24 protein-coding genes and 1 tRNA gene are annotated in these 22,832 nt (G+C 56.6%); 11 read left to right on the forward strand and 14 right to left on the reverse strand.

The window, feature by feature from the left end:
- The first annotated feature begins 2 nt into the window (after positions 1-2).
- Entirely contained in the window at positions 3-515 is a 513-nt protein-coding gene (locus I6L49_RS14565) for a lipocalin family protein (protein WP_216949806.1), read from the forward strand.
- A 65-nt stretch (positions 516-580) separates the two neighbouring features.
- Here the strand turns inward: I6L49_RS14565 and I6L49_RS14570 are convergent, their stop codons facing one another.
- The gene (locus I6L49_RS14570) at positions 581-2,473 is read right to left on the reverse strand and encodes a methyl-accepting chemotaxis protein (protein ID WP_005357549.1); all 1,893 of its coding nucleotides are present in this window, start codon (positions 2,471-2,473) and stop codon (positions 581-583) included.
- Positions 2,474-2,680: 207 nt separating this feature from the next.
- Positions 2,681-3,178 (reverse strand): lactoylglutathione lyase family protein, encoded by a 498-nt coding sequence (locus tag I6L49_RS14575; RefSeq protein WP_005339743.1) that lies wholly within the window; start codon positions 3,176-3,178, stop codon positions 2,681-2,683.
- 100 nt (positions 3,179-3,278) lie between these two features.
- Between I6L49_RS14575 and I6L49_RS14580 the strand changes: the two genes are divergently transcribed.
- On the forward strand, positions 3,279-4,151 hold the full coding sequence (locus I6L49_RS14580) for a LysR family transcriptional regulator (RefSeq protein WP_216949807.1): 873 nt from the start codon (positions 3,279-3,281) through the stop codon (positions 4,149-4,151).
- Between the two features lie 147 nt (positions 4,152-4,298).
- Here the strand turns inward: I6L49_RS14580 and I6L49_RS14585 are convergent.
- Positions 4,299-4,375 (reverse strand) — tRNA-Trp (locus I6L49_RS14585).
- A gap of 201 nt (positions 4,376-4,576) precedes the next feature.
- On the opposite strand from I6L49_RS14585, the gene I6L49_RS14590 reads away from it, so the two are divergent.
- The 5 genes from I6L49_RS14590 to I6L49_RS14610 all read left to right on the forward strand — a co-directional run bounded on the left by I6L49_RS14590 (position 4,577) and on the right by I6L49_RS14610 (position 7,486).
- Positions 4,577-5,119 (forward strand): hypothetical protein, encoded by a 543-nt coding sequence (locus I6L49_RS14590; RefSeq protein WP_216949808.1) that lies wholly within the window; start codon positions 4,577-4,579, stop codon positions 5,117-5,119.
- A 99-nt stretch (positions 5,120-5,218) separates the two neighbouring features.
- The gene (locus tag I6L49_RS14595; protein WP_216949809.1) at positions 5,219-5,413 is read left to right on the forward strand and encodes a hypothetical protein; all 195 of its coding nucleotides are present in this window, start codon (positions 5,219-5,221) and stop codon (positions 5,411-5,413) included.
- Positions 5,394-6,314 carry an aspartate carbamoyltransferase gene (gene pyrB / locus I6L49_RS14600; protein ID WP_216949810.1) on the forward strand — a complete coding sequence of 307 codons (921 nt, stop codon included), beginning with the start codon at positions 5,394-5,396 and terminating at the stop codon, positions 6,312-6,314. Before I6L49_RS14595 ends, pyrB begins: the two co-directional genes overlap by 20 nt.
- 15 nt (positions 6,315-6,329) lie before the next feature.
- On the forward strand, positions 6,330-6,794 hold the full coding sequence (gene pyrI / locus I6L49_RS14605; protein WP_005339730.1) for an aspartate carbamoyltransferase regulatory subunit: 465 nt from the start codon (positions 6,330-6,332) through the stop codon (positions 6,792-6,794).
- Between the two features lie 200 nt (positions 6,795-6,994).
- Positions 6,995-7,486 (forward strand): arginine repressor, encoded by a 492-nt coding sequence (locus tag I6L49_RS14610; protein ID WP_005339728.1) that lies wholly within the window; start codon positions 6,995-6,997, stop codon positions 7,484-7,486.
- Between the two features lie 131 nt (positions 7,487-7,617).
- Here I6L49_RS14610 and I6L49_RS14615 read toward each other — a convergent pair whose 3' ends face one another.
- The 4 genes from I6L49_RS14615 to arcA form a co-directional block, all read right to left on the reverse strand.
- The gene (locus tag I6L49_RS14615) at positions 7,618-9,024 is read right to left on the reverse strand and encodes a YfcC family protein (protein WP_005339725.1); all 1,407 of its coding nucleotides are present in this window, start codon (positions 9,022-9,024) and stop codon (positions 7,618-7,620) included.
- A gap of 123 nt (positions 9,025-9,147) precedes the next feature.
- Positions 9,148-10,152: an ornithine carbamoyltransferase gene (gene argF / locus I6L49_RS14620; protein ID WP_005339721.1), complete on the reverse strand. Its 1,005-nt coding sequence runs from the start codon at positions 10,150-10,152 to the stop codon at positions 9,148-9,150.
- A gap of 79 nt (positions 10,153-10,231) precedes the next feature.
- Positions 10,232-11,158: a carbamate kinase gene (gene arcC, locus I6L49_RS14625; RefSeq protein WP_019445788.1), complete on the reverse strand. Its 927-nt coding sequence runs from the start codon at positions 11,156-11,158 to the stop codon at positions 10,232-10,234.
- Between the two features lie 62 nt (positions 11,159-11,220).
- Complete coding sequence (gene arcA, locus I6L49_RS14630) at positions 11,221-12,441, reverse strand: arginine deiminase (RefSeq protein WP_005339718.1); 1,221 nt, start codon at positions 12,439-12,441, stop codon at positions 11,221-11,223.
- A 747-nt stretch (positions 12,442-13,188) separates the two neighbouring features.
- Here arcA and I6L49_RS14635 point away from each other — a divergent pair.
- The 3 genes from I6L49_RS14635 (at position 13,189) to I6L49_RS14645 (ending at position 14,480) form a co-directional block, all read left to right on the forward strand.
- A complete protein-coding gene (locus tag I6L49_RS14635) occupies positions 13,189-13,365 on the forward strand; it encodes a hypothetical protein (protein WP_005339717.1) in 177 nt (58 codons plus the stop codon).
- A 97-nt stretch (positions 13,366-13,462) separates the two neighbouring features.
- Positions 13,463-14,110, forward strand: a complete 648-nt coding sequence (locus tag I6L49_RS14640; RefSeq protein WP_005339716.1) for an AAA family ATPase — start codon at positions 13,463-13,465, stop codon at positions 14,108-14,110.
- Position 14,111: 1 nt separating this feature from the next.
- Entirely contained in the window at positions 14,112-14,480 is a 369-nt protein-coding gene (locus tag I6L49_RS14645; RefSeq protein WP_216949811.1) for a CopG family transcriptional regulator, read from the forward strand.
- Between the two features lie 720 nt (positions 14,481-15,200).
- Here the strand turns inward: I6L49_RS14645 and hemN are convergent.
- The 4 genes from hemN to I6L49_RS14665 all read right to left on the reverse strand — a co-directional run bounded on the left by hemN (position 15,201) and on the right by I6L49_RS14665 (position 19,099).
- Entirely contained in the window at positions 15,201-16,574 is a 1,374-nt protein-coding gene (gene hemN / locus I6L49_RS14650) for an oxygen-independent coproporphyrinogen III oxidase (protein WP_216949812.1), read from the reverse strand.
- 31 nt (positions 16,575-16,605) lie between these two features.
- Positions 16,606-17,046 (reverse strand): DUF2489 domain-containing protein, encoded by a 441-nt coding sequence (locus I6L49_RS14655; protein WP_005339712.1) that lies wholly within the window; start codon positions 17,044-17,046, stop codon positions 16,606-16,608.
- Positions 17,047-17,057: 11 nt separating this feature from the next.
- A complete protein-coding gene (gene yihI, locus I6L49_RS14660) occupies positions 17,058-17,645 on the reverse strand; it encodes a Der GTPase-activating protein YihI (RefSeq protein WP_101530323.1) in 588 nt (195 codons plus the stop codon).
- 836 nt (positions 17,646-18,481) lie between these two features.
- Positions 18,482-19,099: a cytochrome c gene (locus I6L49_RS14665; RefSeq protein ID WP_216949813.1), complete on the reverse strand. Its 618-nt coding sequence runs from the start codon at positions 19,097-19,099 to the stop codon at positions 18,482-18,484.
- A 142-nt stretch (positions 19,100-19,241) separates the two neighbouring features.
- On the opposite strand from I6L49_RS14665, the gene yihA reads away from it, so the two are divergent.
- Positions 19,242-19,898: a ribosome biogenesis GTP-binding protein YihA/YsxC gene (gene yihA, locus I6L49_RS14670; RefSeq protein WP_026034975.1), complete on the forward strand. Its 657-nt coding sequence runs from the start codon at positions 19,242-19,244 to the stop codon at positions 19,896-19,898.
- Positions 19,899-20,674: 776 nt separating this feature from the next.
- On the opposite strand, the gene I6L49_RS14675 is transcribed toward yihA, so the two are convergent.
- The 3 genes from I6L49_RS14675 to hemF all read right to left on the reverse strand — a co-directional run bounded on the left by I6L49_RS14675 (position 20,675) and on the right by hemF (position 22,765).
- The gene (locus I6L49_RS14675) at positions 20,675-20,935 is read right to left on the reverse strand and encodes a DUF1488 domain-containing protein (RefSeq protein ID WP_019445781.1); all 261 of its coding nucleotides are present in this window, start codon (positions 20,933-20,935) and stop codon (positions 20,675-20,677) included.
- Positions 20,932-21,753, reverse strand: a complete 822-nt coding sequence (aroE, locus tag I6L49_RS14680) for a shikimate dehydrogenase (protein WP_216949814.1) — start codon at positions 21,751-21,753, stop codon at positions 20,932-20,934. The genes I6L49_RS14675 and aroE overlap by 4 nt, the downstream gene beginning before the upstream one ends.
- A 103-nt stretch (positions 21,754-21,856) precedes the next feature.
- Positions 21,857-22,765: an oxygen-dependent coproporphyrinogen oxidase gene (gene hemF, locus I6L49_RS14685; RefSeq protein ID WP_216949815.1), complete on the reverse strand. Its 909-nt coding sequence runs from the start codon at positions 22,763-22,765 to the stop codon at positions 21,857-21,859.
- Positions 22,766-22,832: the final 67 nt, after the last annotated feature.

The following is a 22,832-nucleotide window of genomic DNA, read 5'->3' on the forward strand; positions in this document are numbered from 1 at the left end:
CTATGCGTTCACTGCTTTGTCTGTTTACCGTCTGGCTGCTGACGGCCTGCACCGGCCTCGCCGACGGCATCCGCCCCGTCACCGGCTTCCAGCTCGACCGCTATCTCGGCACCTGGTACGAGATTGCCCGCCTCGACCACAGCTTCGAGCGCGGGCTGGAGCAGGTTAGTGCCACCTACAGCCTGCGTGACGATGGCGGCGTCAAGGTGCTCAACCGCGGCAAGCAGAGCGATGGCAGCTGGCGCGAAGCCGAAGGCAAGGCCTACTTCGTCGGCAGCCCTGACGAGGCGCGGCTCAAGGTGAGCTTCTTCGGCCCCTTCTACGGCGGCTACAACGTCATCGATCTCGATCCCGATTACCAGCTCTCGCTGGTGACCAGCTACAACCACGACTACCTCTGGATCCTCGCCCGCTCACCCAACCCGCCCAAGGCGAAGGTGGATGCGCTGGTCGCCAAGGCGAAGTCGCTGGGCTTTGCCACCGACCAGCTTATCTGGGTCAAACAGACCCCTTAAGCCAGTCGTGAAATAACAAAGGGCAGCCCGCGGGCTGCCCTTTTTCATGGAGAGTTGGCGGAGGATCAGAGCCGGAAGCGGCCGATCTCCTGCTCCAGCCGCTCGGTCAGCGACTTGAGCTCGGCCGCCTGCGCCGCCTCGTTGCCCGCCTGCTCGGCCAGCTCTTGCGAGACGTGGCGGATATTCTCGGTATTGCGGCTGATCTCGCCGGTCACTGAAGTCTGCTCCTCGGCCGCCGCGGCGATCTGGGTCGCCATGTCGCTGATGGAGCCGATCGCTTCGTTGATCCGGGCAAGGCTCTGGTTGGCCGCTTCCGCATCCTCGACGCTGGTACCCGCCAGCTGACGGCTGGTCTCCATGCCACCCACGGCGCGACGGGTGGTCTGCTGTAGGGTCTCGATCATCTGCTGGATCTCGTCGGTGGAGTCGTGGGTACGGCGCGACAGCACCCGCACCTCGTCCGCCACTACCGCGAAGCCTCGGCCCTGCTCACCGGCCCGGGCCGCCTCGATGGCGGCGTTGAGCGCCAGCAGGTTGGTCTGCTCGGCGATGCCGCTGATGGTCGCCAGAATACCGCTGATCTTCTGGGCATGGCTGTCGAGCTCATTGATGATCTGGCTGGCATCGGCCACTTCGTCCGCCAGACCGGTAATGCTGCGCTGACTCTGGCCAACCTGGGATTGGCCGGCGACCGCCAGTGCGACCGCATCGGTGGCGGTGGTGGCGGCAAACTCGGCGTTGCCGGCGATCTCCTGAGTAGCGGAAGCCATCTCGGTCACCGCGGTCGCCACCATCACGATCTCGTCCTGCTGCTGGCGCACCCGCTGACTGCGGGCCTGCGCCCCGGCCGCCTGGGCACGGGACTGTGCCGCCAGCTCGACGGTAACATCCCGCAACCGGCTGACGATACCGTGCAGCCGCGCCACGAACTGGTTGAAGTTCTGGGCCAGCTGACCCACCTCATCCTTGCTGTGAGTGTTGATGTGAACGGTGAGATCCCCCTCGCCGTGGGCAATGTCGTGCAGGGCGTGCGCGACCCGACCGAGATCGGCGAACAGGTATTTGAAGGTGGCGGTGAGCAGGGCGCTGAACACCAGCATCAGCACCAGGGTCAGCCCCACCAGCTCCCACAGCAGACTGCTGAGCGGCGCCTCCAGCACATCGCGATACATAACCATGGCCAGCAGCCAGTCGGTGCCTGGTACCGGTTGTACCGCCAGCAGCACATCCCGCCCGTCGAGGGTGGCGGCGTGCAGCTCGCTGTTTTCGCGGCCCCACTGCTGGAAGGTGGCGGCAGAGAGTCCCGGCGCCAGCTCGGCGATGGGCTTGAGTGCCAGATCCTTCTGCGGATGGCCGACGATGAGACCACTGCTGTCGAGCAGCATGGCGTAGCCTTCACCCTGCACCTTCATCGCCAGTACTTCGTCGATCAGCTTGTCGAGCGCCAGGTTGGCCCCCACGGCACCGACCAGCTCGCCCTGATGGCGTACCGGCTCGGAGAGAGTGACCACCAGCTTCTGCATAGTGACGCTGACATAGGGGGCAGTGACGATCAGCTGCCCCGCCTTCACCGCATCCTGATACCAGGGGCGCTCGCGCGGGTCATAGTTGCCGGTGTTGAGGGAGGGATCCTGCCGGGTCATCACCCCCTGCGCGGAGCCAAAATAGGTGAGGCCGAACCCACCGGAGGTATAGGCCTGCTTCAGGTGCGGCACCAGCTCGGCTTGGGGGTTATCGCTGATCAGGTTGACCAGCGCATGGACGGTGTTCTTGCGATCCGTCATCCATTCGCCGATGGCGACCGAGTAGGCGTGGCCATAGTTGACCGCCTCGCTCTGGATGGCGCTCATGGTGCGGGATTTGAGGGTGTGAAAGGCAACGATGCCGAGCAGTGATGCCATCAGCAGCACTACGCCAAGACTGGTGGCCAGCAGCTTGCCGCGCAGAGAGAGGGTCATGACGACGAATCCTTGTTGTTGTGTCAGGCAGGGAAAACCCTGATGTATCAAAGGCTATCGGCCGCAATATGAACAGACTTTAGTGAATCTGTATATTTTCCCATCTATCAACAACAGAACGCGCTATTCGTGTGAAGCAGATCGCTATTCCATGCTACTGACTCTTGTAACAACAAAGCAGCAGGCCGCCCGAAGGCGGCCTGTCACTTACCCCTGATATGCACCAGCGGAGTAGGTCAGCTCATAGCTGTGGCTGTAGATCTCGACGATATTGCCGAAGGGATCTTCCATGTAAACCATGCGGTAGGGTTTCTCGCCCGGGTAGTACTCGCGTACCGGCATCCGCTGCTTGCCGCCCGCCGCGACGATGCGCGCCGCCAGCCCCTCGACATCCGGATCCTGAACGCTGAAGTGGAACACACCGGTCTTCCAGAATTCGAAGTTGTTCTCACGGCGCTCGCTGTTGGGGAACTCGAACAGCTCGATGCCGATCTTGTCGCCGGTAGAGAGGTGGGCGATGCGAAAAGAACCCCAACCCGGGCCGAACACGTCGTTACACATCACGCCGATGGCGGAGTCATCCTCGGTGATGGTGGTGGCCGGCATGATGAGATACCAGCCCATCACCTTGGTATAGAACTCGACTGCCTTGTCGAGGTCAGTCACCGTGATGCCGATGTGGGAGAAGTTGCGCGGATAGGTCATACGTCACCTTGAAATTGTGTGTGGGAAACAGGTGACATGATAGGAAGGAGCGACATAATGAAAAATAAGGCCAAAGTAATCGAAGGTATAAATTAAATTTATGGTTAATCCACTCTGGCTCCATACCCTGGTGGTGGTGCATGAAACCGGCAGTTTTACCCGTGCCGCCGAGAGGCTGGATCTCACCCAGGCCGCCGTCAGTCAGCATATCTCGCGCCTCGAGGCCGAATTTGGCCCCCTGCTGCTGCGCAAGCCTCGTCAGCTGGAGCTCACTCCGCGCGGGCTGGTGCTGCTCGACTTCGCCCGCCAGCAGGCGCAGGCCGCCGAACAGCTGCGGGCGCGCCTCTCGGACGATGACCCTCACCACGGCGCCATCACCCTGTCCACCCCGGGCAGCATCGGCCTGCTGCTCTATCCCCTGCTGCTCGACCAGCAACAGGAGCACCCTGGACTCACCATCCAGCACCGTTTCGCCCCCACCCCCGACATAGTGCAGGCGGTACTGGCGGGGCGCAGCGATCTGGGACTGGTGGATCAGCCGCCTGAACACCCCAGCATCGCCGCCGAGCCCTTCGCCCGCGAACCCCTCTGTCTGGTGGTGCCCAACGACGGCGAGGAGCAGAGCTGGCAGCACCTCTGTCAGCTCGGCTTTATCGACCACCCGGATGGCCGCAGCATGGCACAACGCCTGTTGGGACGACGCTACCCCGGCCAGCGCGTTGACGAGATCCCGCTGCGCGGCTTTACCAACCAGATCGGCCTGATCCTGGAGCCGGTCGCCCGCGGCCTCGGCTTTACCGTGCTGCCCCGCTTCGCCGTCACCGCCTTTGCCCAGCAAGAGAAGATCCGGGTGATCCAGAGCAGCATTGAAGTGATCGACACCCTCTGGCTGATCTACCGCGCCGAGTGGCCGCTCCCCGCCCGCCACCAACGGCTGGTCACCGTCCTGAAACTGCGGATTGCAGCACACTGAACGCTCTTGCGGCAGACATCGAGATCAATCTGGCCACAGTCTCACCGGGGGGCTAACGGCAAGAAGAAAAAGAGAAAGGAGAGATGGATAAATTGGCGAACGCCGGAAATGCGAAAGGCCAGCTCAATGAGCTGGCCTTTCTGAAAATGGCAGGGGCGGCAGGACTCGAACCCGCAACCATCGGTTTTGGAGACCGCTGTTCTACCAATTGGAACTACGCCCCTGCAACAAACGAGGCGTAGTATACAAAGTGGAGATCAAAGGTAAAGGCTTTTTTTACGCTTTCGATGCGATTGCACAAATCCCGAACAAGTCGCGCTTGTTTGTGCAGCAAAGCGGGATAACTTGCTGTATTTGCAGCCCTGCCGGGGTAGGAATGGAACATAAATGGGGGTAGGGTGAAATCAGGTACCGGGAGGCCACTTATGCTCAATTACCGATTGCTCCAACAACTGGCGCCCCTCAACTTCAGGGATGAACGCAAGACAGAGTCCCTGCCCGCCTATCTTGAACGGGTCGCGCCGCTGGTGCCCTTTATTCCTGAAAATGTGCTCTCCCAGTGGATTTACCGTCATTGGCGCGGTTTTGAGTCCAACTGGAGCTTTATCGATCTCGCCAGCCATCAATTCACCTGTGAAAGCTGGCCCACCGCGCAACTGGTGGATCAGGTGGACTCCCGCCATATGGAGGTGATCGAGCGCTGGGGCGAGATGCTGCGCAGCAACCGCTATGTCCGCCGCTCCTGGCTCGGCGAGAAGATGCTGAGCGAAGGCACCTGGCCCGAACCTGTCATCGTGCTGGTGCCGGAAGAGGGTTCAAGCTACCCGAACGGCCATCCCCTGCCCCGCCCCTACTGCCTGCTGGAAGGACACCATAGACTCGGTTATTTGCGCGCCATGGCCCGCGATGGGGAATCGCTGCAAGAGACGCACAAGGTGTGGATTTGTCGTCATTTTTCCGCCACTTAAACGTTTTTCATGCTGAAATTGGCATCGGAAATAAAATTTTGACAATTAAAAAACCGGCCCTATAATCTGTCCGGTTTTGAAAAAGGTCGGGACGAAACGATGCAGTTTTTGATTCAGAAATCAGCCTTGCAGACGGGTGGTGCGCACCAGAGCGGCCCCGTTGTTTCCGGTTCCCACCCCAACGATCCCCAGTTATTTTTAAAAAAAGCCCCTGTTTCAGGGGCTTTTTTTTGTGCCCGAAAAACCTCCAATGATGTCAAAGGGAATGCAGACGATGACCAATCCACTCTATAAGAAACATGTCATCTCCATTTCAGACCTGACCCGGTCAGAAATGGAACTGGTAGTCTCAACCGCACAACGGTTGAAGGCTGAACCTGACAGCAGCCTGTTGAAAGACAAGCTGGTTGCCAGCTGCTTCTTCGAAGCCTCCACCCGCACCCGCCTCTCTTTCGAGACCGCGGTACAGCGCCTTGGCGGCAACATCATCGGCTTCGCCGACGGTGGCAACACCAGCGCCAAGAAGGGCGAGACGCTGGCTGACTCCATCAAGATCATCGGCTCCTACTCGGATGCGGTGGTGATGCGCCACCCGAAAGAGGGCGCGGCCCGTCTGGCCTCCGAGTTCTCCCGCGTGCCGGTCATCAACGGCGGCGACGGCTCCAACCAGCATCCGAGCCAGACCCTGCTCGACCTGTTCACCATCCATGAGACCCAGGGTCGTCTGGACAACCTCAACGTCGCCTTCGTCGGTGACCTGAAATATGGCCGCACCGTGCACTCGCTGGCTCAGGCCCTCAGCCTGTTCAACTGCCGCTTCTTCTTCATCTCCCCGGAAGCGCTGGCGATGCCGGACTACATCTGCGAAGAGCTGGAAGAGAAGGGTATCCAGTTCAGCGTCCACCAGACCATGGAAGAGGTGATGCCGGAGCTGGACATCCTCTACATGACCCGCGTCCAGAAAGAGCGCTTCGACGAGACCGAATACAAGCACATGGCCGCCAAGTTCATTCTGGAGCTGGCGACCCTGGAAGGGGCCAAGCCCACCATGAAGATCCTGCATCCCCTGCCCCGCGTCGACGAGATCGATGTGGCGGTCGACAAGACTCCCCACGCTTGCTACTTCCAGCAGGCGGAGAACGGGGTCTATGCACGCCAGGCGCTGCTGGCACTGGTACTGAACGAAACTGTCTGAGCTTAGGGGAATATCATGTCTGACAAGAACCAACTGCAAGTCGAAGCCATCCGTCACGGCTCCGTCATCGATCACATCCCCGCTGGCCAGGGCATCAAGATCCTCAAGCTGTTCCAGCTGGTCGAAACCCAGGAGCGGATCACCGTCGGCTTCAACCTGAAATCCGGCGCGCTGGGCAAGAAGGATCTCATCAAGATTGAGAACACCCGCCTGACCGAACAGCAGGCCAACCAGCTGGCACTGTTCGCCCCGAAAGCGACCGTCAACATCATCGAAGACTTCAATGTGGTGAAGAAGCACCAGCTGGAGCTGCCGGAGTTCATCGCCGGGGTGTTCCACTGCCCCAACTCCAACTGCATCTCCCACAACGAGCCGGTAGACAGCTACTTCCGGGTGCGCGAAGTGAAAGGCGTGGTACGGATGAAGTGCAAATATTGCGAGAAGTCCTTCACTCAGGACATCGTCAGCGAGCGTTACTGATATCTGATTGGGCCCTGCGGGGCCCATTTTTGAACCCTGTCACATCACCGAATTTCCAGTCAGCTATAATTTGCCATCGCAAGATGGTAATGCCCGCTCATTCCCTGCATATAGATGGATTATCAGTGTTTTTGCCTGATAACTGACTGCTATGGCAGATATCGCGCGTTTACCTCCGGTCATCATCAAAGGAATTCGCCGTGGTCAAAACCCTCAGTCGTCCCGTTGCCCAAGAGCCCGATCTGGCCCAGCTGGATGCCTGTCGCCAGATCATCGGTCAGCACTGCTACAGCACCCAGGAAGAGATCCGCCGCGAGCTGTCGGAGCGCGGCTTTGCCGACATCAGCCAGTCCACCATCTCCCGCCTGCTGCGCCGCCTCGGCGTCGCCAAGGCCCAAAATGCCAACGGCAAGAAGGTCTACACCCTGGTCGATGAGCAGCTGGAACCCGCCGGCAGCACCCGCTCGATCCACGACATGGTGCGCGAAGTGGTACACAACCAGCAGATGGTGCTGATCCACACCACTCCGGGGGCCGCCACCGTGGTGGCTCGCCTGCTGGATCGCAACGCCAATCCCGAGATCATGGGCGCCGTCGCGGGCAACGATGTAGTGCTGGTCGCGCCGCGCCATATCAGCCGTACCCGTCAGGCCCACGCCGCCGTGGTGCGCACCCTGGCGCAGGCCCGCTAACCCCTTTCATCGAATGCATCGAGGCGACCTGCGGGTCGCCTTTTTGTTGCCTGCGACTTTGTGTCCATCACTTCTTGCGCCCATAAAAAACGGGAGCCCGCAGGCTCCCGTTTCATCTTGCTTGTTATCCCTCAGGAGAGCACGGCGCCCAGGCTCAGGCAGACCACGATCAGCACGGTCAGGATACCGAGCAGCGGAGCCACCCACTTCAGCCAGCGCACATAAGGCACCTTGGCGATGGCCAGACCGCCCATGACCACGGCGGAAGTCGGGGTCACCAGGTTCACCAGACCGGAGGCAGACTGGTAAGCAGTCACCACCAGATCGCGGCCCACGTTGGCGAAGTCGGCCAGCGGCGCCATGATCGGCATGGTCAGTACAGCCAGACCGGAGGAGGACGGCACCAGGAAGGAGAGCACCACTTCCAGCACGAACATCACGTTGATAAAGACGATGGTGGAGAGGCCGGTCACGATCCCTTCTGCACTGTGCAAAATGGTGTGAGTGATCATGCCGTTATCCATCACCACCACGATACCGCGGGCGATACCGATGATCAGCGCCACACCCAGCAGGTCACGGGCACCGTCGATAAAGTTGGAGGTCAACTCCTCCTCGCTCATGCGGGAGATGAGACCAACGATGATGGCGGCAGCCAGGAACACGCCGGAGATCTGCGCCATCCACCAGCCCAGCACGGCCACACCGTAGATCATCACGGCGAAGGCGGCGACGAAGATACCCAGCACGATTTTACGGGTCAGGGTGAACTCCAGCATCTGGTCGCTCTTGTTGCCGAGGAAGTGGGCACGGTTCTCTTCCCACTTGTCAGCCACCAGAGATTTGCTCGGATCGCTGCGCACCATCTTGGCGTAACGCATGACGTAGGCAACGCAGAGCAACCAACCAGCCACCAGCATGGCAACGCGCAGCCAGATACCGTCGGTGAAGGAGATACCGGCGGCGTTGGCGGCAATAACGGTCGCAAACGGGTTGATGGTGGAACCGAGAGTACCGATACCGGCGCCCAGCAATACGGTTGCCGCGGCGACCACAGGGTCGAAGCGGGCGGCCATCATCACCGGCACCAGCAGGGTGTAGAACGGCAGCGACTCTTCGGCCATCCCGTAGATGGTGCCCCCTGCGGCGAACAGCGCCATCAGGATCGGGATCATCCACTCTTCGCGGCCGCGCAGGCGGTCGGTCACACGTTCAATACCGGCATCGATGGCACCTGTCTTGGTCACAATGCCAAGAAAACCACCGATGATCAGGATAAAGAGGGAGACGTCGATGGCGCCTGCCTCATAGGTGTCGTGGTTGTAGAGGCCATCGATAGGTGCCAGCAGCACGTCGACGATCCCCTGGGGATTCCCCTCCACCAGTTTGTAGGTACCCGCCACCGGCACTTCTTTGCCGAGGGCTTCGTTCATGGTCATCTCATATTTGCCGGCCGGCACTATCCAGCTCAGGGCGGCCACCAGGGCGATCAGCACAAACAGTATCGTGTAGGCTGACGGGAACTTGAATTTGGTCATGGTCCAGCTTCCTTCTGTGGGTGTGGTATCCATGCAGGCTGCGGGTTGTAGGGTTAGAGGTATTATGCCGCTGTCACATGGTCGAAAAGCCGGGGGTCACCCCCCGGCACCACTACTGCGACCTTAGTCGCCCAGCGTAGCAACCATCACTGCCTTGATGGTGTGCATCCGGTTTTCGGCCTCGTCGAACACGATGCTGTGCTCGGATTCGAACACGTCCTCGGTCACTTCCAGGCCTTTCATGCCATATTTGTCAGCCACTTCCTTGCCCATGGTAGTCTCGTCGTTGTGGAACGCCGGCAGGCAGTGCATGAACTTCACATCCGGGTTCTTGGTGGCGTTGATGACATCCATGTTGACCTGATACGGGGTCATCAGTTTGACGCGCTGATCCCAGGCTTCTTTCGCTTCACCCATGGATACCCAAACGTCGGTGTAGAGGAAGTCCGCACCCAGCACACCCTCTTTCACATCTTCGGTCAGGGTGATGCGTGCGCCGGTCTCTTCGGCGATCAGGCGGCACTTGGCAACCAGCTCCTCTTCCGGCCAGAAGGCTTTCGGCGCGACCAGACGGATGTCCATGCCCATTTTGGCGGCGCCGACCATCAGGGAGTTGCCCATGTTGTTACGGGCATCACCCAGGTAGGCGAACTTGATTTGATCCAGACGTTTGCCCTTGCCGTGCTCCAGCATGGTCATGAAGTCGGCCAGGATCTGGGTCGGGTGGAATTCGTTGGTCAGGCCGTTCCAGACCGGAACACCGGCGTAGGCGCCCAGCTCTTCCACGATCTCCTGACCGTAGCCGCGGTATTCGATACCGTCATACATGCGACCCAGTACACGAGCGGTGTCCTTCATGGACTCCTTGTGACCGATTTGGGAACCGCTTGGGCCAAGGTAGGAGACTTGTGCGCCCTGGTCGAAGGCCGCCACTTCAAACGCACAGCGGGTACGGGTGGAGGTCTTCTCGAAAATCAGGGCGATGTTCTTGCCGACCAGATGCTTGCGCTCGTAGCCACCGTATTTGGCTTTTTTCAGGTCGATGGCCAGGTCGATCATGTATTGGATTTCGCGCGGGGTGAAGTCCAGCAGTTTCAGGAAGTTACGGTTACGCAGATTAAAAGCCATGATGAGTTCTCTCTATATATGTTTCAGACCAGTTCGGGCAGTAGTGTTGACTACGCATTCTCAGTACAGATATCGGTAATTACGCATGTACGGTGCGGGTGGCGACGATATTGGTGCCGGCTTCACCCTTGAGGATGGCGAGGCCATCTTCCAGCGAGCCGATGCCAACCATGCCGCCGGTCGCTTTGACAAATTCACAGGAGGCTTCGACTTTCGGCCCCATGGAACCTGCATCGAACTTGACCCCGGCCAGCTCGTCCGGGCTGGTGACTCGCAGCGGACGCTGGGTCGGTTTACCCCAATCCAGATAGACGGCATCGGCGTCGGTCAGGATCAGCAGGGCGTCGGCCTTGATCTGCTTGGCCAGGTAGGCGGCAGACATGTCCTTGTCGATGACGGCTTCGATACCGGTCAGGCTCTGGCCATCCCAAGTCACCGGGATACCGCCACCACCGGTACAGATGATGAGGTGACCCTGGGCAATCAGGGTTTCGATGGCATCGCCTTCGACGATGCGCTGAGGCAGCGGGGACGGCACTACACGACGGAAGAACTTGCCGTCAGCCTTGACCACCCAGTGCTTCTCTTCTGCCAGGGCGCGGGCTTCAGCCTCTTCGTAGACGGGGCCGATAAATTTGGTCGGGTTGGCAAATGCCGGATCCTTGGGATCAACCTGCACCTGAGTCAGCAGCGCGGTGACGTTGCGGCTCGGCATCAGGTTTTTCAGTTCCTGGATCAGCATGTAGCCGATCATGCCCTGGGACTCGGCACCCAGCACATCCAGCGGATAGGGGGATACCTTGGTGTAGGCGCTGTTTTGCAGGGCCAGCAGGCCGACTTGCGGACCGTTGCCATGCACCAGCACCACGTTGTACTCCTGAGCGATCAGGGCGATGGTCTTGGCGGCAGTTGCAATGTTCTTGCGCTGGATATCCGCTTCCAGTGGCTCACCACGACGGAGCAGTGCATTGCCACCCAGAGCGACGACGACAGTTGGTTTTTTCATAGTGGTTAATCTCGAGTTTGGTTCTGTGTGGCGCCAGCTTCTGCCGGCGCCACGCCGTCTCATCAGATGCTGTCGCGTTCCATCGGGCAGCTCATGCAGCGGGCGCCGCCGCGGCCACGGCCCAGTTCATCACCCGGGATGGAGAGAACTGTGATGCCGGCCTTGTCGTATTTCTCGTTGGTGTAGGTATTGCGCTCGTAACCCACCACCACGCCGGGACGTACGGTCAGTACGTTGTTGGCGTCGTTCCACTGCTCACGTTCGGCTTCGAAGCTGTCACCGCCAGTGGTGATGATCTTCAGCTGATCCACGCCCAGTGCTTTCTCGATAGCGGTGACGAAGTAACCCTCTTCCTTGATGTTCATGCCGGTCGCGCCGCCCGGAGTCAGGCTCCAGCACTGCACGTCCTTGCGGATCACTTCCGGATAGACGGAGAAGGTGTCGATGTCCATGTGGGTCATAACGGTATCCAGGTGCATGCAGCTGCGGTGTTTCGGCAGCTCCATGGCGATGACCTGTTTAGCCTGACCGTGTTTGAACAGGCTGCGAGCCAGGTGCTCGACACCTTGCGGGGTGGTGCGCTCGGACATGCCGATCAGCACGGCGCCGCGGCCGATAACCAGTACGTCGCCACCCTCGATGGTGGAGTTGTCGTAGTCACGCTCCTCGTCACCGAAGTACTTGATGAAGTCCTGACCGGCAAACATCGGGTGCCAGCGATAGATGGCCTTCACATGGTTGGTTTCGCGGCGACGAGCCGGTTTGGCCATCGGGTTGATGGAAACGCCACCGTAAACCCAGCAGGAGGTGTCACGAGTGAAGAGGTGGTTGGGCAGCGGCTCGATGATGAAATCGGTCGGAGCATGCATGCCCACTACCATATTGACGCCGCTGTAGGGCATCTCGGAGTAAGTCAGGCCGCCGGAGAGAATGCGCGCCAGTTCGCGGTGCGGCATGTCAGCCAGGAAGCAGCGCACATCGTTGGCAAAAGAAGAGCCGAGGCGATAGTCGGAGACCTGATGTTGCAGCAGCCAGGTTTTGGCTTCCGGCACATCAAGTGTTTCGGCCAGCAGATTGGTCAGCAGGAAAACTTCGACATTCTGATCGCGCAGTACCTGAGCGAATTTGTCGTGCTCCTGACCGGCACGTTCAACAGACAGGACGTCATCGAACAGCAGATCCTGGCAGTTGGAAGGAGTCAGACGCTTCAGACTGAGGTTGGGGCGGTGCAACATGACACGGCGCAATTGGCCAACTTCAGAACCTACATAAAATTTGCTCATGATTATATTCCGTCTAGCAGTGGTCCCTGCGAGTGATTGAATAGATTCCTTCTATTCATGCTCGTGGCTAAGGCGGGATATTCTTTATGTAGGGTAATCGGCTTATGTTCTATCCTGCCCTTGCCTTTCGAGACCGAGGTTAGCCCTGCGAATCACGACAAACTTAGACATTGATCACATTCACTCAGAACTGAATATATTCACCATCCAATCTATGACCCCGGTAGCAAATTGCGCATTTTCCAAACAAATTGCACCGAATAACCATGCAAAACCACCCTGCTATATTTCAGATTGATTCATTTTTTATTCATGCCAGTTCACTGGAGTGATTAAATGCAAATAACAAAAACCGTTAAAAATCATTACTGTAAATAACTTTACAAATAGAATTTGAATATTACTCCCTAGGTATTGAATACATCGCCGTGACGGGAGGAATGCGGGAGAAATAAATACTCACATCGACCACATTCACTGCATAAATCTTTTCTTGTTCCAGATCATGGCATTGATGCCAACCCCATCAGGCTCGGCCTTATAAGTCATAACCTCTTTGTGCAGTTCAACTTAATATGCACAAAGTCCGCATCAAGGTGGGCAGCCATCCTCGTCGGTCATCACAACGCCTTTTGATACTTTTTTCATTAATTGAATTTATTCGTCTCACCTTGCGCTGGCGCCAACCTCGACTTAACTCAGAAAGTGATCCAGATCACACAGGAATGGCACTACCAAGGAGTTGTTATGAAGATGAAACCCATGCTGTTGCTCGCGACTTTGCTGCTCTCTGCGCTCCCCACCCTCAGTCAGGCTGAAGGAGCCCCTGCCATGCCCATGGTGGTATGCCATGTCGACAAGGCCCCTCAAATGCTGGTGCCTGACTATGTCTGCCGCTGGCAGGGAGGCAGCGTTCATTACTAGTCGAAACAACGAGAGGAGCATCACTCCTCTCGCCTTGTGATGAGACAGGCCCCTCCTATACTGAAATCAGCGGTTTTCTCATGGATAGGGGAACGTCATGATCTTGTTGGTCGGTGGAGAGAAGGGGGGGAGTGGCAAGAGCTGCCTGGCACAAAATCTGGCGGTCTACCTCAGATCCCAATTTCAGGGGGAGGTATTACTGGTCGACTGCGACCCTCAGCGCACCACCTCTGACTGGATTCAGGAGCGCAATGACAACCCGGAGCTGCCACAAATCAACTGCGTACAGCTCTATGGTAATATTCGCAACGACCTGCTCAGCCTGAAAAACCGCTACGACTACGTCATCGTCGATTGCGGCGGGCAAGATAACCGGGCTCTGCGCTCCACCATGGCTGTCGCCACCCACGCCCTGATCCCCTTGCGCCCGAAACGTCGCGACCTCAAGACCCTGCCCCACATGGAAGATCTCATCACCACCTGCAAGATGGTCAACCCGACCCTCAATGCAGCCGTAGTGCTGACCCAGTGCCCCGCCCTGCCCAATCAGGTAAAACGCATTCTGGAAGCGAAAGAGGTTTGCTCCTCGTTCGGTGTCGACGTCCTGAACGCCATCACCTATGGCCGCAACGTCTATGACGACAGCGAAGAGAAGGGACTGTCGGTGATGGAGATCGAGCCGGATGGCAAATCCGCCGAAGAGATCCGGGCCATCGCCAAAGAGTTCCTGCAAGTGGGGGTGTGAGATGGGTCTGGCCGATCTGAAGAAAAAGCACCAGCTGCATCACCAGAAGAAGTTCACCGTCGACGAATTTATCGAAGATGCGGATTTCTACGCCAAGGGCAAACCCAAGGTGGTCAGCCTTGAACTGGGCCTGCATCGTGACGAGGCGTTGTCGGCGCTGGCCTTTATCGAGAGTGGCGAGCACCTGAAGCCCAGCTACAAAAAAGCCACTTTCTCCATGAGCACGGTGGCCATCGACGAGCTGGGTAATCTGACCCAGCAAGATGGCATGAACAAGTCCCTGTTGCTGCGCCTCTTTACCCACTACTTCTCTTCGCTGACTCCTGAAGAGCGCCAGACCATCTATGAGCGGCTCAACCAGCGCTCATAATTTCTCCATTCAGCCGCTCTTTGTGTGCCTCACCAACTCACCCCGAATGGCCATCATCAGACTGCAAAATCTGTTTCTGAAGCAACCAAAACGCCGTGTAAGAGATCTGCCATTCCATATGTAAGCAAACAGCCTAAAAGATCCCCGAGATAATCGGAAGATAAGATCTTAAAACATGAAGATGAGCAACTTAACTGGCTGTTTATAAATGAATAAATCGAAACTCACCACTTTCGAAACAGCTAATGACAAAAACGTTTTCCAATCTGGCGTTGTAGCCCGTTAGAAAATCCTTATAGTTACTCATGCACGGACGCAATGAAGTCGGTCAGGAAGACTGGCTGCCAGGGTTGGGCAAATGGACTCACCACAGGATGTGGTAAAGGACACCTCCCAGGACGGAGAAAGTGCGACGGGACAGGATGACTCGTCAGGCCAAGATGGCTAAAGGACACCCCAAAGGATTGGGAAGGGGAAACCTAAAGGAAGAGGTAAACAGTCAGGGATTGCAGGGAGCAACTTCGTTCAAGGATCTGAGCGATACGACTACCGGGGGCGACGCAAGTCGCCCCCATCTTTTTATCTGCGTTTCACAGCCCTATCGCTTGCCTCAGCCCACGGCCTTCTTGCCAGAACCTTCCCGACCCGCTGCCTAAGCAAAATACATATGAAAGGGCGCCACTATGGCGCCCTTTTCTGTTTTCTAATCGGCAAACAAGCTTAAATCACGCGAGAGAACTGCTGCTGACGCGCCTTGTTGCGCAGGTACATGTCGAAGCACATGCAGATATTACGGATCAGCAGCTGCCCCGTGGAGGAGACTTCCAGACCATCCTCCGTCATACGCACCAATCCATCGTTGATGAAGGTCTGCAGCAGCTTGAGATCATCGGCAAAATACTCTCTGAAATTGAGCCCGTGCGCCTGTTCGACAGCGGCAAAGTTCAGACGGAAATCACAGATGAGTCGCTTGATCACCTCACGGCGGATCAGGTCATCCTGATTGAGCGAGCAGCCTTTCCACTGGGCATGACCCAGCTCTGCAACCCGTGCGTAATACGCCTTGAGCTCTTTCTGGTTCTGGGAGTAGGCATCACCGATCATGCTGATGGAGGAGACCCCCAGCCCCAACAGATCACAATCTCCCTGAGTGGTATAGCCCTGGAAGTTGCGGTGCAGCTTGCCCTCGCGCTGCGCCACCGCCAGTTCGTCATCGGGTTTGGCAAAATGGTCCATGCCGATGAACTGGTAACCCTGACCAGTGAGGAAGGCGATGGTGTCCTGCAGCATGGCCAATTTCTCCTGCGGCGCAGGCATATCCACCTCTTTCAATTTGCGCTGGGCGGCAAAGCGGCTCGGCAGATGGGCATAGTTGAAGATGGAGAGGCGCGCCGGATCCGTCTTGAGCACCTCTTCCAGCGTATGGTGGAAGCTGGCACGATCCTGATGCGGCAGGCCATAGATAAGGTCGAGGTTGGTCGAGCGGAAACCCAGTTCTCTGGCCCGTTCCAACATGGCTTTAATAAAGTCGTTGTCCTGCTCGCGGTTGACTGCGAGCTGTACATCCTTGTTGAAGTCCTGCACCCCAAGGCTGATGCGGTTGAAGCCGACGTCTCGCAGCACATCCAGCATGGTAATGGCAATCTCGCGCGGATCGACCTCGATGCTGAACTCCCTCTCTTCGGCGAAATGGAAGTGCTCACGCAGCATGGCCATCAGACGGCGCGTTTGTGCTTCATCCAGATAGGTGGGTGTACCGCCACCCCAGTGCAGCTGGGTGACCAGACGGTGCTTGAAGAGCGGGGCTTGCGCCTTGATCTCCTGCTCCAGGTAGTCGAGATACTCGTCAGCCTTGTGCTGATGACGGGTAATGACCTTGTTGCAGCCGCAGTAGTAGCAGAGCTTGTGACAGAAAGGGATATGCACGTAGAGCGACAGATTGCGCTCGGGATACTGGCCGGCTGCGCGGACAAAATCCGGATAGCCGAAGCTCTCGTTGAACTCCAGCGCAGTGGGATAAGAGGTGTAACGCGGGCCACTGTAGTTATATTTTTCGATCAGGGCCTGATCCCACACAATCTGTTCTGCTTGCACGCTCGCTTCCTCTCTTGTTGTTATTGTTGGCTCACCGACCTAACTGAAAATCCTTCAGCTGGGCCACATCCTTGAGGATCTGAGCCTCCAGCTCGGCCTCGTAGCCGCTGCGTTCGAGATCCATCTTCATCACTTCATTGCGCTTGAGGGCGCGTCTGGCCTCATGAGTCGGCATATCTTTCACCTTCTCATACAGCCCGTACAGACCCGGGAACTCGGCAACGAACGCTCGCCCCCCCTTGATCTGCAACGCATCCAGCAGATTGGTCAGCCGAATGGCGCCTTCGGAGTAATCGCACTGCCCCTCCTGCACCGCATGGGCAATGACCCGTACGCTCTCCAGAATTCGCTCATTGCGAGCAGTTATAGCCTGCCACTGCATCGCTTGCTGTCGCCTCAGTCTGGCCAGCAGCATGCCTGCATAGATGGCCAATCCTGACAAAATCAGGCCGCCCAACAGGGCGGCCAGCATCCATCCACTCATCACTTTTTCTTCGGCTCAGGCTTGGGTTCCGGCTTGAAATCGACCTGGTTGAAACGATCCCACAACTCCTCTTCGGAGGCCGGTTTCTGCTCGTCGAACTCGGCATCATCGCCATCATCAAACGGCAGATCGTCATCTTCATCATCGTCATTGTCGATGATGCCCAGCTCATCCATCAGCTCCTGATAACGGTCGACGCGCTGATCAACCCAGGCCTGCTCGGCCGCTTCCAGGGTTTCACCGGCATCCAGACGATCCAGCAGATCATTCAAGCGGTCATCGTTTTCGATAGAAGCCAGCTCCTGCTCGGGGGTCATCACCAGCTTCTTCTCTTTCACCGCCTTGGGTGCTGCCGGCTTCTTCTGTTTGTCATCCACCACCAGAACTACCGGCTTGCGGGAACCGATACGCGGATCTTTAGACTGGCTGTTGCCAGACTTGTTCTTCGGCTGTTCAACTTGCTGACGAGAACCAGCCTTCAGGCCCTTTCGCTTGGCAGCCCGTTTACGCTCACGGCCTTCCTGAGCACTGACATCAGATTCTTTGCGCTTGCCAGTAGGCTTGCGAGTGGGTTGTTTGGCAGACATGAATGGCTAACTCCGAAAATAACTGGTTTGACCCGTACCCGGGATGATCTCACCCGGTGGGATACGATGCGAGGAACAGTAAGGCTGGAACAAGAGCAGGATCCCGCACCAATCAGGCCCAATCAGGCCACTGAACACCGCAGGATCGGTATCCTCTGGGCATGTTGCTGGTATTTTGACACAGAATGGCTAATCGGGTTAATGACCCAAAAGAAAAAAGGCAGCCGAAGCTGCCTTGATATGTTCATGCGTGCGCCATCCTGAATGGCAAAACAGTCTGTTTCGTCCTCTCCATGACAACTTGTCGCCGCATCATATCGTTGTGTGGTCATCCTGACCTTATATTGGTCGTTCCTGAATGTGCGTGTGCTTGTTTGACCCGTCTCGACCGCATCCTGCCATCGTGCCGGGGAGTCTGCATCCCGCAACCCCATCCCGCTCCGGAGATGGTCACCATCCTGATCCTTCAATCCTTTGCCAGCTCATCCGAGCCCATGGCATCCCGCCACGCCAGCCATCCTCTGCTCACAACCCCCTGTCGTGAAACCGCCACCCAATCCGTGGGTGAATCCATTAAGCCTACTGTACCAACTCTATAAAGCGGCTCAATCCACTCAAAACATTCTCAACATGTCGAAAAATATCAATATTCATATAATTCATTGATAAATAATGATTATTTAATATTTTATGCAATTTTATGAGCCTTGGCCTGCCTTGAGAATGGGAGATCTCTTACAGAATGGGGGGATTAAACCGAGAATTATCTGAAAGCCATAAAAATAACGGGGAGCCCAGGCTCCCCGTTTCAACTCAAATCGACCGTATCGACTATATCAGTGCAGACCCGCCACATATTTGGAGAGGGCTTCGATATCCTGATCAGTCAGTTTCTTGGCAACGTCCCGCATCATGCCATTCGGATCGTTGTCACGCGTGCCGGCACGAAATGCGATGAGCTGAGCCTTGATATAGGCAGGATGCTGGCCGGACAGGTTTGGATACTTCGCCTGTTCGACACCCGAGCCACGGGGACCATGGCAAGCCGTACAAGCTGCCAGACCGCGACTCATGTCACCACCCATATAGAGTGCCTTGCCCGCTTCGACCACGTCGTCAGGGACAGCGATAGGGGTAACCTTCAGGCTGGAGAAATAAGCCGCCAGGTCATCCATGTCCTGTTCCGACAAAGGTAACGCCATCGGCCCCATCACTGGCGCAACCCGGCCAATTTGACCAGAAGCGGCAGCCTTCAGTTCAACTAACTGCTTTTTGATATATGATGCGTGCTGACCAGCAATTTTGGGGTACATATCAACCAGGCTGTTTCCGTCCGGTCCATGACAAGCCGCACAAACGGCAGCCTTGGTCTGTCCCGCAGCGGCATCGCCCTTGGCTTGTGCCATCCCCGTTACGCCAACCATCAGAGCAAGAGTAATGACTAGGTTCTTCATGGCGTTCCAACTTTTCGTTATTAGGCTTCCAGATCCCATGCCGCTGAAGGCATGTTAAAATAAACGCGTTTAAGCGACGCTATTTTACACCATTTTACAAAAAAGTAACTCTATAACCCTCTATCTCCATGGGGAATTTACGTTGGATACACAAACTCTGAATTTCAATAAGGTGCATTTTGTGACCAGCGCACCCGACATCCGTCACCTGCCAAATGATGGGGGTGTCGAGATCGCGTTTGCCGGCCGTTCCAACGCCGGTAAGTCATCTGCATTGAACACCTTAACCAAACACAAGAACTTGGCGCGCACCAGTAAGACACCCGGTCGTACCCAGCTGATCAACCTGTTTGAGCTGGAACCGGGCAAGCGTCTGGTCGACTTGCCGGGTTATGGTTATGCGCAAGTTCCGCTGGAAATGAAGCTCAAGTGGCAAAAATCACTGGCAGAGTATCTGCAGCGCCGTGAGTCATTGAAAGGTTTGGTGATCCTGATGGACATCCGCCACCCGCTCAAAGATACCGACATGAACATGCTGGAGTGGAGCTCGCACCGTCAGTTGCCCGTCATGCTGCTGCTGACCAAGGCTGACAAATTGAGCCCCGGCCCGCGCAACAACCAGGTAATCAAGGTGCGCCAGGCCGTTGCCAACCTCGGTTCCCAGATCCAGGTCGAAGCGTTCTCCTCCCTCACCAATATCGGTGTGGAGAAGCTGGCGCAAACCCTGACCGAATGGTACGTCAGTGGTGACGATACCGACCTGCTGGACGCTGATGAACAGCAACCTGCCGAGGAGTAATCAACTCCTCGCTCTCCTTGCAATTGGCGGAGCACTCCTCCGCTGATTGAAAGGGTTTCAGATTGCCGCTTTCACCTGCCTCACGACAAATACCCCGCATTCGCCTCCCCTGCTATATCCAATACTGCTTAAAGTTCATATAGATAGGCAGTTAATTCACAAAAATAATTAACTTAAGTAGGCGTTGATAGCGTTTTCAAATTCGTTCTTTCAAAACGAACAAGAATTACAAAAAGAGACAAAAATGAAATTTAATTACAAGTTCTAACCGAAAGGGATAAAAATGAGGCCGGACGACAGTGATGCCATCCAGCCTGAAATAATAAGTTCAAAAAATTGGGAAGAAGCTGAATCTTGAGTACCAGACGACAGGTATTCCTCAAGAAGCAGCCTCATTCTATCAAATGCATCGCCAATTTAAAGCATTTACTCTAAATGATGCGCATAAAAAAACACCCCGACGAGAACCTCATCGGGGCAGCTATTCAGCCACATTCAATTACGTGAAATAAAAGGTCTGAAAGATAGAACATCTTACCTCTGTACCCTACGCAGACAACTGTACAGCAAAGCAGCAGAAAGTGAAAGTAATTTATGTAATTTAGTTTCACAACTTACAGATTAAGAAAAAACCCTTTGCTTTCATGCAGATAAAAAAATCCCCAGTACGAATACCGGGGAGTTATAAAGGTGACTAGCTAGCACTTCCTCAACTATCTAGTTAGTCAGCGCCATTTCAAAGTAGTTCCGCTACAAAACAAAAAAACTTTGAAAAATCAGAGGTAGATAGCGCCATCTTCAGCAAACTCTTGTTCTTCAATGAGTTTTTCAGCCATATCTTCAATATCAAAACGTACACTTTCGAAGGCTCTGACGATGTCATCCTCCCTCGTCAGCGCCAGACCGGTCATTCTCTCCAGTCGCCGCTGGCTGATGTAACAATCTATCAGCGCCCCCATCTGCTGGGCAGGAAAACGCACCCGCTGTTCGTCAGCCTGCCACTCCATCAGGTCGGGAAACAGAATACCCTGGTTCATATCACCCCCAAGTTACGCTTCAACTCTCTCAATACCTGTTTAGTCCCGGGACGAATTCCGCGCCACACGGTAAACGCTTCGGCGGCCTGTTCCACCAGCATGCCGAGTCCATCCATAGTTTGACGGGCCCCATGCTGCTTGGCCCAACTGATAAACGCCGTATCCGAGGCGCCATACATCATGTCGTAGATGGCAATATCAGTGTGGATCAGGGCAGGGGCCAACGGCGGCAGCTCCCCTTGCAGGCTGGCGGAGGTAGAGTTGATGACGAGATCGAATGGCCCTGCCAACTGCTCATAGGTCTGGGCAGTCACAGGCCCCAGATCGTGGAATTCGGCAGCCAACTGTTGCGCTTTTGTGTGGGTGCGGTTGGCGATCACCAGCTCGCTCGGCAACTCAGCCAGCAGCGGCGCCAATGCACCACGAGCCGCGCCACCGGCACCCAGCAGCAGGATCCGGCTATCCGCCAGCGTCACACCATGGGACTTGAGATCGGCGACCAATCCGGCACCATCGGTATTATCCCCCAGCAACACGCCATCATCGGTCAGCTTGATAGTATTGACCGCGCCCGCCCGCTTGGCCCTCGGGCTCAAGCGATCGACCAAAGTGAATGCTTGCTCCTTGAAGGGAACGGTGACATTGCACCCCTTGCCCCCTTGGGCAAAGAAAGCACGCAGAGTTTGGGCAAACTCGTCGACGGCGGGTTCAGCCAGCCCATACTCCAGCTCTTGCTGGGTTTGTCTGGCAAACAGGGTGTGAATAAAGGGGGACTTGCTGTGGCGCACCGGGTGGCCAAAAACCAGATAACGATCCATCAAAGAGTTCCATCAGAGGGCAATATTCCGATTTAACGGGTTTTCGCACTCGGGAACAAGCCGAATAACGGCCAGTAAAAAGGGACCATCATGGTCCCTCGGGTCACAGCCATTCTCGCGGCGTGAGGTAATCGGTGTAGAGCAAGGCTTCAGGAGTGCCCGCCTCCGGCTGCCAGTCATACTCCCAACGTGCCAGCGGTGGCATCGACATCAGGATCGACTCGGTACGTCCGCCGGTCTGCAACCCGAACAGGGTGCCCCGGTCATACACCAGATTGAACTCCACATAACGACCGCGACGATAGAGCTGGAACTCCCGCTCCCGCTCGCCATAGGGCAGCGCCTTGCGTCGCTCGATGATCGGCAGGTAGGCATCGAGATATCCTCGACCTACCGCCTGCATAAAGGCAAAGCAGTCGGCAAAAGGCCAGCGATTCAGATCGTCGAAGAAGAGGCCGCCCACCCCCCGCGTCTCGTTGCGGTGCTTGAGGAAGAAGTAGCGATCGCACCAGGATTTGAACTCGGGGTAGATCTCATCACCGAACGGCTGGCAGAGATCACGGGAGACCTGATGCCAGAGCTGCACATCCTCGGCAAACGGATAGAAGGGCGTCAAATCGAAGCCACCGCCAAACCACCAAATGGGCTCTTCGCCTTCCTTCTCGGCGATGAAGAAACGGACGTTGGCGTGGCTGGTCGGCACATAGGGGTTGTGCGGATGGATCACCAGCGACACGCCCATCGCCTCGAACTTGCGACCAGCCAACTCTGGCCGATGGGCTGTAGCAGAGGCAGGCATGGCATCGCCATAGACATGGGAGAAGTTGACGCCCCCCTGCTCGATCACCGCGCCGTGGCGCAGCACACGGGTGCGACCACCGCCACCGCCTTCACGGCTCCAGGCATCTTCCACAAAGTGTCCACTGCCATCGGCCTGCTCCAGACCACGGCAGATCTCGTCCTGCAACTGCAACAGGAAGGCCTTGACCTGGGCCACATCCGGTTTGCTCATCTTGTCTCCAGTCAGGCAGGATCGTGAACGCCCTGTCCATTTTTATAGTTAAATCAATCCGGTGAGC

The sequence above is a fragment of the Aeromonas sp. FDAARGOS 1419 genome, assembly GCF_019047045.1.
Lineage (GTDB): Bacteria > Pseudomonadota > Gammaproteobacteria > Enterobacterales > Aeromonadaceae > Aeromonas > Aeromonas veronii.